This window comes from Lyngbya sp. CCY1209, from assembly GCF_055795065.1.
The window spans coordinates 1-11,109 of the sequence record NZ_JAYFER010000129.1 but is presented as its reverse complement, the minus strand read 5'-3'; the positions used below and the strand labels follow the sequence as shown (position 1 = coordinate 11,109).

Below are 11,109 nucleotides of genomic sequence, written 5' to 3'. Positions count from 1 at the left end.
AATCACCTTGATATAAGGGTTTCAAGGTTTGTCCCTCCCAGGAAACTGTAAACAGACGAGCGCGATACCTGCGATAAATCAGATCCGGTAAAATACCCGTAAACAAACCGGTTGAATATTCGCACCGCTTGGGAATCAATTCCCCGAGGGCGCAAGCCAGGGGCCCCTACCAGCAAAAATCCTCGCTTCGTGGATTGGGGAGGTTGAGGAGGGGATAACCGGATCTGATATGAAATACTTAAACCTCTCGATTCTATAGCAACCGACAAGATAGTTAGGACACTATTACTCCAACCGAGTCCACGCAAGCGTGGACTTTTGCGATTCGCCTTGAAATTCATTTCAAGGCGGGTCTAAAATTGGCTTAAAACTCTCGATTCCAACTCTCCCCCCCTTACGAAGGGGGGGCTGGGGGGGGATAATCTTACGAAGGGGGGGCTGGGGGGGGATAATCAACTTTGACTCAAATAAGTATATCGCCCGAGGCTGCGTTCGTAATTTTGCAGCAGCAGTTGAGATTCTTCCAGGGTGATTTTTTGGGCTTGCAAAGCCGCTTCCGTCTGCCGGCGGATGCTTTCAATCAAGTCCTCGCCGTCATATTGGACGTAACCCAAAACCTCGGTCATCGTGTCCCCTTTTACCACATATTCCACCTCGTAACCTTGGGGATTGAGTTTGATGTGGACGACGTGGGTATCGCCGAATAAGTTGTGCAAATTTCCCATAATTTCCTGGTAGGCGCCCGCCAAAAACATGGCGAGATAGTAGGGTTTTTCCGGTTGCAGGGGGTGAAGTTCCAGAATGGATTTGACATCTTTCCAGTCGATAAAGCGGTCTATTTTGCCGTCGCTATCGCAGGTCAAATCCGCCAAAATTGCCCGCCGGGTGGGTTCTTCGTCGAGGCGGTGGATGGGCAGGATGGGGAACAGTTGGTCGATCGCCCAGGAGTCGGGGGCGGACTTGAAAACGGAGAGGTTGGCGTAGTAGATGGAAGCCATAATTTGTTCGAGATCGCCGAGGTCTTCGGGGATGATTTCTAAATCGCGGATGGTCGCCCGAATTTTGTGGCAGCAGGCCCAATACAGTTGTTCGGCTTTGGCGCGATCGCGCAAATTCAAATAGCCGAAATTGAAGACGCTAATCGCCTCTCCTTTAAATTGAACCGCGTCGTGGTAGGCTTCCTGGCAGTTATTTGGATTGATAGATTGGTAAGTTTCGGCGAGGTTGCGGAGGATCAGATGGTCGTCTTCGCTGACAGAAGGAATATCTTCCGAGGGCGGTTCGCTGCTGCCGAGAACGTCAAATACTAAAACCGACTGGTGAGAGGCGATCGCCCGCCCACTTTCGCTGATCAAAATGGGGGCGGAAATTTTCCGTTCTTCGCAGGCTTCTTTCACTTCCGCCACGATGTCGTTGGCGTAGTTTTGCATATTGTAATTTTTGGAAGCGGGGGCGTTGGTTTTGGACCCGTCGTAGTCCACCCCCAAACCGCCGCCGACGTCGAGATATTGCATATTCGCCCCCAACTCGGCGAGCTCGACGTAAATTTGACTGGCTTCCCGGATGGCGTCTTTGATGGTACTGATGGAGGAAATTTGCGATCCGATGTGGAAGTGGAGGAGTTGCAAACAGTCCAGCATCCCCGCGTCTTTGAGGCGATCGCAGGCTTGAATAATTTCCGGGATGGTGAGGCCGAATTTGGCGCGATCGCCCGTGGAACCGCCCCAGCGTCCGATTCCTCGGGTTCCCAATTTCGCCCGGACACCCAAAATGGGTTGAATGCCCAATTTTTGACAGGCTGCGATCGCCAGTTCGACTTCCTCCACCTGTTCCATGACGACGATCGCCGTCTGTCCCAACCGCCGCGCCAACATCGCCGTTTCGATGTATTCTCGATCTTTGTAACCGTTGCAGATCAGCAGCGCCCCGGGGGTGGTGAGGGAGGCCAGGGCGATGAGTAATTCCGGTTTCGATCCGGCTTCGAGCCCAAACTGGTGGGGCTCTCCGAAACGAACTAAATCTTCGATCAGGTGGCGTTCCTGGTTGCATTTGACCGGGTAGACGCCGCGATAGACTCCGGGGTATTTGTAGCGGGCGATCGCTTTGGAAAAGCAGGCGTTGAGGCGTTCGATGCGGTCTTTGAGGATGTCGGGAAATCGGATCAGCAGCGGCAGTCCCAGGTTGCGTTTTTTCAGAGATTCTACCAGTTCGTAGAGGTCGATGGAACCGCCGCGATCGCCTTGGGGAGAAACGGTGATGTGACCGGCGGCATTGATGGAAAAGTAGGGTTCGCCCCAACCCTGGATGCGGTAGAGTTTCTCGCTGTCTTCGATCGCCCAGGTTTTGGCGGGGGAGGAAGTCCCGTTTTGAGAAACCGGATCGGAGGGGGGAGTCGGAGGGGGGTGCAATTTCATCGAGTGTCGCGATCCTCACTATTAACTGTCGTTTGGACAGTATAGCTTGCGAGGAGAAAAGATGGCACCGATAGGGCCGGCATAGATTTTAACGGGATAGGGCCGGCACGGAGGCAGAGCCCCCACGGCTGGTTATGGCAGTGTGAAATGATGATTGAAAATTCAATCCAATCCAAGCCCCCAGAGTTGGGGGTTTGGGGGCGATACAATTGACAAAAAATTCGATGCCGGTTTTTCGGATTAACGATTCAAAACATCGCTGCGGTGTTGCTGGGAATTGACGACTTGCGAGGCTTCGTCGATGAGTTCTTGGGGGACATCGAGTTCTTCGAGGGTGGCGACAAAATTCTCAACGATCGCATCGAAATGGCGATCGTCCATCCCCATTTCTTCGACATATTTTCTGTGGGATTCCCGCATGGGCGCCCCGGTCCAACGTTGACCACCGCCGAAGGCGTAGGTCATGAAGGCTTTTTGATGTTGCCTCTGTCTTTTCATGTCGGTATTGGCAAAAAAATGATTGATTCGCTCATCCGCCATCACCTTGTCATAAAATTTATTGACCGCCACATCCACGGCGGGCTCTCCGCCCAATTTTTCGTACAGACTGGTCATATCAAAGATTTCCGAAATACTGCCGTTTAGTATACTACGTAACGGAAAATTTTCGCGTCTTCCTTAAGACAGGCGATCGCCACAATCTTTTAAAGCGATTTTTTCTTTAATTTTGGCTTGGGCTTCGGTGATGGTTTTGAATCGGGCAAATGTTCGTAATTTTGGATCAAATTGGTAATCTTTAAAACCCGGTCTTCTGTCAGACATTCGGGCGATCGCATCATCATGGAAACCAAATCTTGAATGCCGGTCAAAACGGGAACCGAACAGTCTTTCGCGCCGACCCATTTGGCAATGGGAAAAACGACGGGTGCGACGATACAATCGGGGGGCAAACCGGGAATTTGCGGATCGAGCCAACGTCGCAACATATCCCGGTGATAGAGGCTTTGGGAAGTCGGACTATTTTGGACGGGAACCCACTGGGAACCCTCCCGGCGTTTCCAGTTGTCCCGGTAGGCGGAAAAGGAACCTTTCCACGTTTTGACCTCGATCGCGAAAATCCCCCGATTTCCGACAACCAGCAGGTCAATTTCGGTCAGGCGTCGGGTCGTCGTGGGAATGAAAGCATTTTTAAAGAGTACCCAATCGTTGGGAAATGTCATCAGCAGGAGGGAAACCAACCCTTCCCCGAGATTTCCTTTCACCTGATTGCGAATTTGTTTGAACTGAAAAACTCCCGATCCGATCGCGCCGAAGAGGCCGCCCCCCAAGGCGTCGCTGACTTCCTGCCGTTGCGTCGAGACTTTGCGATCGATGCCCCGGTTAAAGGTGGTTTTAAGAGCGGATGATTGCTGTAGGACTCTCATCGTTAATTTTTGTGAATTGAATGGTCTGACAGGTGCGATCGCGGCGATGGGGTTGTCTGCTTGAGTCCAACGTAGAGTCCAAAATCGATTGATGTTAAATTATGTTAAAATCAGTTCGCGTTTGGCGTTTTCAACCCGATCGCCTGCGATCGCTCTCAATTTACAGTTCCTTCAGATTCCAAGGGGGGGCAACCAGACGGCGAATTTGGTCGGCGATCAGGAGCGTCTCGTAGCTGTCGCCATTGATGGTGAACAGGATGCCGTCACAGAGTGGCGTTGGGGAATATTCCCGCAACAATTGAAACAAACAGGGTGAAACTTTCTGAATTTCCAGTTTCAGTGTCTTCATGGGTTTTCCTCACTCGGTATCGTGATATTGGTGAGCCACTAAAATCTAGTGTAAGCGATCTCAAATACAGTTTGACAGGGGGAGATTACGGAAAACCGGTACAAATACTCACCCGGGATGGGCGGTCAACCGAAAAAATACGGAGAAGTCTCAATAACGGGTTATGCTGGGATTAAGGAAGGGAAAAGGCAACGGATCGTCATTCACCGGACGCGATCGCGAACAGAATCGATTCTACAAAGGTCAAAAAAATCTAAAAATTAGGATTGAAAAGGTCGAGAATATGACGGACAGCGAAAGAATCGGACCCGACCCCAACTGTTCCTATCCCCTGCGGTATTATGGGCGGTTGTGCTTCCTAAAAAACGTCGTCAAAAATCCCAATATCATCGTCGGGGATTACACCTACTATGACGATTTCGAGAATCCCGAAAACTTTGAAAAAAACGTCCGCTACCATTTTGACTTTGTGGGGGATAAACTGATTATCGGGAAATTTTGCGCGATCGCCAGCGACGTCACATTTATCATGAACGGGGGCAACCATTCCCTCGAAAATTTCACCACCTACCCCTTCTGGATTTTCGGGGAAGGTTGGGAAAAAATGACCCCCAGTTCCGACAATTCCCGGGGCGATACAATCATTGAAAATGACGTTTGGATCGGCTACAAGGCGACCATCATGCCGGGAGTTCGGATCGGAAATGGGGCAGTTGTCGCAACCCATGCGATCGTGACTCGGGACGTGGAACCTTACACCATTGTCGGCGGCAACCCGGCCCAACCGATTCGCAAGCGGTTTGGTGACGATGTAATTGAAATTTTACAGACCTTGCGTTGGTGGGATTGGGAGATCGAAAAAATCACCGAAAATCTCGAAATTTTGTGCGGTGACAATCTCGAAAAATTGAAACAATTACAATCTTAAATAGGTGGGGGCGATCGCGGTTATTCTTCCCATCTTGTAAACTGTAATTTACAGCCGAAAATTTTGCTTGTCAAATTAAGGATGCCACCGGGCAGAGACGCAAAATTCAAACAATTCTTTTTTACTGTTGCGCTTTCTCAAGATATGACTGGATAGATTCGTGTACCCCAGACGGTGTAGAGAAAGTTTAAATATCTCTTGGGTGGGAACCTGAATTCCATAGAAACTGGAATTTCCGACAATGTAATATAAACGTCCTCCCGGACACAGACGACTCCGTAAACTCTTAAAATGCAGGTGCATATCATGAAAATACCGCATCACATACTGAGCCATCAAGTGGGAATTTTTACGATCCAAAGCGGCGATCGCACCGACAATTTCATAGAGGCGATCGGGAAGTTCGCGATCGGTGGGAGTCCAATTTGCCAATCGACTGGTCGCGGAGCCCCACGTTCCCCCGATCGCATCCCAGTCTAGATCTGCGGCTTCGTGGGCAACTTTGATAAACTTTAACCAGTACATATATGGACGAAGTTCGCGAATGTAACTCATGCGATTTGGATAGGGGGGAGAGGTAATCACGTCCGTATATTTTTGCAAGTTATTGATATCGCCCAGATTTCGAGAATCGCCAAAGTGAATGTTGACATCTCCGGTGATGCGATCGCCAGTCGTGTCTAGAATTGAATTGAGAATATCTGTAAATAAAGTCTGAATCTGTCGAATTTCAAAAGGGAAAACCGAATCCGAAAAAGACATGGATACATGGTCGAACTTGGCCGATGAAGTTTCGATCAGCAACCGGCAAAATGCCACCCAAAGCAAATGATACGAATTCCGCAGGCTGGGTTCGCCAAATTCCAAAACCAATCCTTCCCGCAGTGCAGATAAAATCTTCAAGGTGGGGTCACTCCACCATCTTTGTATGTTGTAAAGTGGGGGAACCCAATTTTCTGTTTCGACTAAATCGATTAAATTTTTCAGCAGGCGATCGCATCTGGATTTTATCTCTTCAATGTGCGATCGCTTATAATTCTGACATTTGGCAGTTCCAAACCAAATCAAAAATGGATTAATATCGACCAAATCTGCCTTTATACCCCGTTCGCCGGCGACAAGTCCCGTCGTCGCCGTCCCCGAAAATGGATCGAGAATGACAGATTGAGTCGAAGCACTGTCCAGCAATTCTGAAACCAATTTCACCGAGTAAGCCGGTGTCAGCCGGAGCCATCCATGTCGTCCGAGCCTGTGATTATATTGAAATGTATAATCGGAACGCCTGGTAATTTTTGAGGTCGGCATTTTGATCATCTCCCACTCAGTAACGTTTCCAAAACGATTCTCACTTCATTTTTTATGGCGTCCGTATTTCTTCTAAAAAAATCGGCTAGATCGTAATTTAAGATTTGCCTCGTAAAAGCATAAATAGAAATGAGAGGGTCGTCATTATCAACGCCGATTAAAATACCACAACGATTATTTTTATATCTTAAAATAAGATCGGCATCGATTTGCGCTGAGAAAATTGCAAAAACTGGCAAGTAACTGCTTGCCCAAGCAACGGTCGCATTGTCAATATCTGCATTTTGTCTTTTACTATCTTTGCTTTTATATCCTTGTCGAACTTCAAAAACAATTCCTCGGCTCGGTTTTTGAACGTCAATTAAATCGCAACAGTAGCCATCGAACCATCGGTCAATATTTTCAAGAATTGCATTATTGTTGATTTTAGACAATTCTAACCTTGCATCTAACGATAACTTTTTGGTCTTGCCAGATTGGGTTTTAGCCGTGTACGACCATTCGGCAAAATCTCGATTGGTGTATCCAGTCGTATCGATAATAATTTCTCTAAATAAACGCTCACAACCAATTCCAATTTGTCGATAAATAGAGGTCATACCTCCCGCCGCCCGATGAGCCGCATACATCAGTTCATTATCTAAGCCGATCCAAGAATAAAATGGATCTGAACCATACAGGGCTGTAAATTCGTCCAATAAATATCCTTTTGAGGTCTGACTATTTCCAAATTTAGGACGATAATTTTTACACCTTTTGAGGGGTTCTAAAAATAAAGACAAATATTGACTGTCATTTGGGGGCATAATTATGGGCTCTATTTATACGGTAGAAAAGAGGGAAGAGGCCACAAACAAAAGAGAGAAAAAAGTGGCATTCATCGTCTGGGTTTCAAAATTGGTGGATGTCAAACACTATTATGGCAATTGCCATCGATTGAAAAACGCAGGGAGGCTTTCAATAAATCAGGGTACAACAGCGTTGTACCCCGACTCAGAAAAACGGATATTTCAAACTAGGCGATCGAATTAACCCAGCAATTCCTTCGCCTTCGCGACCACGTTATCCACGGTGAAGCCGAACTTCTCGAGCACCACGCCGCCGGGAGCGGACGCCCCGAAGGTATCGACGCTGATGGTGGCGCCTTCGTCGGTCACGTAGCGGCACCAGCCGAAGCTGACGCCGGCTTCCACGGCCAGACGCTTCTTGACGGACGCCGGAAACACGGACGCTTTGTAAGCCGCGTCCTGCTTCTCGAACAGCTCCCAACTGGGCATGGACACCACGCGGACTTTCTTGCCCTCTTCCCGCAACTTAGCCGCCGCATCGACGCAGAGGTAGGTTTCGCCGCCGGTCCCGATCAGGATGATGTCCGGGGTGCCGTCGCTGTTGTCGCTGAGGATGTAGGCGCCCTTGGCGACGTTATCGATGGAGCTGCCCTCCAGGTTGGGGAGTCCCTGGCGGGAGAAGGCCATCAGGGTGGGGTGGTGGCGATCTTCGATCGCAACCTTATAAGCCCCAGATGTCTCATTTCCGTCCGCCGGACGAATCACGGTCAGATTCGGGATCAACCGCAGGGAGGCGATGTGCTCAACGGGTTGGTGAGTCGGGCCGTCTTCGCCCAGGGCGATGGAGTCGTGGGTCATCACCCAGAGGACGGGGGCTTCCGCCAACGCGGACAGGCGGATGGCGTTCCGCATATAGTCGGTGAACACCAGGAAGGTGGCGCCGTAGGGGATCAGACCGGAACCGTGGAGGGCGATGCCGTTGCAGATGGCGCCCATGCCGTGCTCGCGGACGCCGAAGCGGAAGTTCCGGTTTTCATACTGACCTTTTTGGAAGTCGCCCAAACCCTTGAGCAGGGTTTTGTTGGAGGGGGCGAGGTCAGCCGAACCGCCGATCAGTTCGGGGAGGGCTCCGGCGATCGCATTTAACGTCGCGCCGGACTGGTTGCGGGTGGCATCCTTCTTGCTTTCCGGGGTGTAGGTGGGTAATGCTTTTTCCCAACCCTCGGGCAGCTTCCCGCTCAACATCCGCTCCAGGGTAGCCGCATCTTCGGGATACTTGGATTTGTACGTCTCGAAGGTAGCTTTCCACTCGTCCTCATATTGGGCGCCGCGCTCGATCGCCTTGCGGAACTGCTTCAGGGCGTCGTCGGGGACCACGAACTCGGGATGTTCCCAACCCAGGTGGTCGCGGGTGGCCTGCACCTCATCCTTACCCAGAGCCGCGCCGTGGACGTCGTGGGTGTTGGCCTTGTTGGGGGAGCCGAAACCGATGGTGGTGGTAACTTTAATTAAAGAGGGTTTGTCCGTTACGGCCTTGGCCGCTTCGATCGCATCCGCGATCGCATCCAAATTGGTGTTGCCGTCGGAAACGTGCTGGACGTGCCAGCCGTAGGCTTCAAACCGCTTGGCGACATCTTCGGTGAACGCCAGATCCGTCGAACCGTCGATGGAGATGTGGTTGTCGTCGTAGAAGGCGATCAACTTCCCGAGGCCCCAGTGTCCGGCCAGGGAGCAAGCTTCCCCGGAAATTCCTTCCATGTTGCAGCCGTCGCCCAAAATGGCGTAGGTGTAATGATCGACGACAGTGCAATCCGGCTTGTTGAAGCGGGCGGCGAGGTGGGCTTCCGCGGCGGCCAGTCCGACGGCGTTGGCGATGCCCTGTCCGAGGGGGCCGGTGGTCACTTCGATGCCTTCGGTGACGTGGTTTTCCGGGTGTCCGGGGGTTTTGGAACCCCACTGGCGGAACTGCTTGATATCGTCCAAGCTGACGCTATCGTAACCCGTCAGATAGAGAAGGGCGTACTGCAACATACAGCCGTGGCCCGCCGAGAGGACGAAGCGATCGCGGTTGAACCACTTGGGGTTTTTGGGGTTGTACCGCATGAAGCGATCCCAGAGCACGAACGCCATCGGCGCCGCGCCCATCGGCAATCCGGGGTGTCCGGAGTTCGCCTTTTCTACCGCGTCGATCGCGAGAAAGCGAATGGAATTAATGCAGAGTTCTTCGAGTGATTGGGTTGCAACAGCCATAGTTATCTTTATCTATCTGCTTGCTTAGGTGTGAGTGCCGGAGCCAGGAAACCAGATGATTGGGGTTCTATATTAAGAATTGCTCTGGAATCGTCCTCGGGCTGCATCTGCGATCATCTCATTTGGAGGGATCGTCAGGCAAGGGACTCGATCGTTTTGGGATCGGGGCGGTAACTCGACCGGCATCTCCCCCTCCGGGAAGACGGCGGGAAGGTTCCACCGCATCACTGCCAACAGTTCCGGTAATGACGCTCAAACGGAAGCGGGTCTGCCAATAGAGTACCACGGCGGGGGGCGATCGGGAGCTTCGGTAAGCGGGGGAAGCGACCGGAGGCGGAGGAGGCGGAGGGGAATTAACCCTCTGTGTTTCTCTGTGCCTGGAGTGGTAAAATTCTAGCCGTCCCAACGTATTTCCCTAGTGCTATCGCAACGATCGCTCGCGCAGTTACAGTTGAAATGGGGTCAGAAATCTTCAAACCCTTATAGAAAAGCAGTTTCAGTTCCCGACTCCCGATTCCCGACTGCCGAGGACCGCGCGTAGTGCTATCGATCCGGTTGAATCTCCAAACCGCAACCGCTCGGAAATCAATTTCCCGCCGACTGCTGGCAAATCGCCAGGGAATATTCCCCCGTCGAGCAGGCCTGTTCCGCCATCCCCAGGGCGATCGCATCGAATAGGGGTGCCGCCCACCGCCGCCCGTCGGGAATGGAACCGGCTTTTTCCACAATTTCCACCGCCTGGGCAACTTCGATGATGGCGATGTGGGGATTATATTCCGCCGCCCTCTCGATCATCGGATGCCAAGCCAGAGAATGCCCCTCGCGATCGCTCTTTCCCCCCCGCACCCTCGGGCCGATATTCACCAACCGCTGCTGCTGGTAAAATGATGCCATCCTCAACTGTAGCCTCGATTCCCAGATGCGATCGCGGGGATGCAACCCCGTCACCAACATCTGCGCCCCCGGCCGGGGGTTCGCCTCGTTCCCCACATCCGCATCCGCCGTCAGGACGACAGTCTGCACGTTGCGATTGCCCCGGTGCACCCCGGCGATGAAGTGCTCCAACGCCTGGAACCCGTCCAGAGTTTCCCCGTACATCTGAATCGTGGGGGTGAGGACATAAAATCCCAAAAACTCCAGACGCCGTTTCATCTCCTCCACGGTGATGGAATTCCACAGCCGCCCGACGGAGGTCCCGTAGACTTTGGCGCCCGATTGTAAGCCGTTGCCGGTATATTGCATCGGCAAAATGGCGATGGGTTTGTCCGTGTCGATGCGGATGGGGGCGACGTCCGCATGGGTCCAGTTGCGGCCGGTGTAATTGTAGCGGACCCGGTAGATCCCCCGTCCGGCTTCAAATTGGTAAACGCGGCCGTCGGGGACGATGGTGACGGCGCCGGAGTGGGGGGAGGCGGCGGGAGTCCGGCGGGGGTAGTTGGCGACGGCGGAACCGGTTTCGGGAATCCCGGCGGCGGCTAATGTGAACGGGATCGAGGCGATCGCGGCCAAACCCAAAGCTATCGTGATTTTCATGGACCTCCACATTGTGAATCTGTATTATTAAAGCGCGAGATCGCAATATCTGCTCCCCCCTTACTCCCCCCTTACTCCCCCCTTACTCCCCCCTTTCTCCCCCCTTACTCCCCCCTTA

Annotated in this window: 9 protein-coding genes; 1 reads left to right on the top strand and 8 read right to left on the bottom strand. The window is 52.0% G+C overall.

The features are described 5' to 3' along the window. Positions 1-452: 452 nt before the first annotated feature. The 4 genes from speA to AC0QHF_RS01020 form a co-directional block, all read right to left on the bottom strand. Positions 453-2,414, bottom strand: a complete 1,962-nt coding sequence (gene speA / locus AC0QHF_RS01035; RefSeq protein ID WP_324702326.1) for a biosynthetic arginine decarboxylase — start codon at positions 2,412-2,414, stop codon at positions 453-455. A 240-nt stretch (positions 2,415-2,654) separates the two neighbouring features. Next, entirely contained in the window at positions 2,655-3,029 is a 375-nt protein-coding gene (locus AC0QHF_RS01030) for a group I truncated hemoglobin (RefSeq protein WP_324702325.1), read from the bottom strand. 89 nt (positions 3,030-3,118) lie between these two features. After that, on the bottom strand, positions 3,119-3,838 hold the full coding sequence (locus AC0QHF_RS01025; RefSeq protein WP_324702324.1) for a nuclease-related domain-containing protein: 720 nt from the start codon (positions 3,836-3,838) through the stop codon (positions 3,119-3,121). Between the two features lie 160 nt (positions 3,839-3,998). Continuing rightward, the gene (locus AC0QHF_RS01020; RefSeq protein ID WP_324702323.1) at positions 3,999-4,187 is read right to left on the bottom strand and encodes a hypothetical protein; all 189 of its coding nucleotides are present in this window, start codon (positions 4,185-4,187) and stop codon (positions 3,999-4,001) included. Positions 4,188-4,470: 283 nt separating this feature from the next. Here AC0QHF_RS01020 and AC0QHF_RS01015 point away from each other — a divergent pair, with 283 nt between their 5' ends. Further along, positions 4,471-5,115 (top strand): CatB-related O-acetyltransferase, encoded by a 645-nt coding sequence (locus AC0QHF_RS01015; RefSeq protein WP_324702322.1) that lies wholly within the window; start codon positions 4,471-4,473, stop codon positions 5,113-5,115. A gap of 75 nt (positions 5,116-5,190) precedes the next feature. Here the strand turns inward: AC0QHF_RS01015 and AC0QHF_RS01010 are convergent, their stop codons facing one another. The 4 genes from AC0QHF_RS01010 to AC0QHF_RS00995 all read right to left on the bottom strand — a co-directional run bounded on the left by AC0QHF_RS01010 (position 5,191) and on the right by AC0QHF_RS00995 (position 10,991). Beyond that, positions 5,191-6,420, bottom strand: a complete 1,230-nt coding sequence (locus tag AC0QHF_RS01010; protein WP_324702321.1) for a TRM11 family methyltransferase — start codon at positions 6,418-6,420, stop codon at positions 5,191-5,193. Positions 6,421-6,425: 5 nt separating this feature from the next. Beyond that, positions 6,426-7,226, bottom strand: coding sequence for a hypothetical protein (locus AC0QHF_RS01005; RefSeq protein WP_324702320.1), 801 nt, complete (start codon positions 7,224-7,226; stop codon positions 6,426-6,428). 222 nt (positions 7,227-7,448) lie between these two features. Beyond that, positions 7,449-9,458 carry a transketolase gene (gene tkt, locus AC0QHF_RS01000; protein WP_324702319.1) on the bottom strand — a complete coding sequence of 670 codons (2,010 nt, stop codon included), beginning with the start codon at positions 9,456-9,458 and terminating at the stop codon, positions 7,449-7,451. Positions 9,459-10,043: 585 nt separating this feature from the next. Next, entirely contained in the window at positions 10,044-10,991 is a 948-nt protein-coding gene (locus tag AC0QHF_RS00995; protein ID WP_324702318.1) for a hypothetical protein, read from the bottom strand. Positions 10,992-11,109: the final 118 nt, after the last annotated feature.

What these genes read in the sequence shown, in the direction of transcription:
- speA (WP_324702326.1), bottom strand. Translation starts at nt 2,414, where the DNA reads ATGAAATTGCACCCCCCTCCGACTCCCCCCTCCGATCCGGTTTCTCAA.
- AC0QHF_RS01010 (WP_324702321.1), bottom strand. Translation starts at nt 6,420, where the DNA reads ATGCCGACCTCAAAAATTACCAGGCGTTCCGATTATACATTTCAATAT.
- AC0QHF_RS00995 (WP_324702318.1), bottom strand. Translation starts at nt 10,991, where the DNA reads ATGAAAATCACGATAGCTTTGGGTTTGGCCGCGATCGCCTCGATCCCG.
- AC0QHF_RS01020 (WP_324702323.1), bottom strand. Translation starts at nt 4,187, where the DNA reads ATGAAGACACTGAAACTGGAAATTCAGAAAGTTTCACCCTGTTTGTTT.
- tkt (WP_324702319.1), bottom strand. Translation starts at nt 9,458, where the DNA reads ATGGCTGTTGCAACCCAATCACTCGAAGAACTCTGCATTAATTCCATT.
- AC0QHF_RS01025 (WP_324702324.1), bottom strand. Translation starts at nt 3,838, where the DNA reads ATGAGAGTCCTACAGCAATCATCCGCTCTTAAAACCACCTTTAACCGG.
- AC0QHF_RS01005 (WP_324702320.1), bottom strand. Translation starts at nt 7,226, where the DNA reads ATGCCCCCAAATGACAGTCAATATTTGTCTTTATTTTTAGAACCCCTC.
- AC0QHF_RS01015 (WP_324702322.1), top strand. Translation starts at nt 4,471, where the DNA reads ATGACGGACAGCGAAAGAATCGGACCCGACCCCAACTGTTCCTATCCC.
- AC0QHF_RS01030 (WP_324702325.1), bottom strand. Translation starts at nt 3,029, where the DNA reads ATGACCAGTCTGTACGAAAAATTGGGCGGAGAGCCCGCCGTGGATGTG.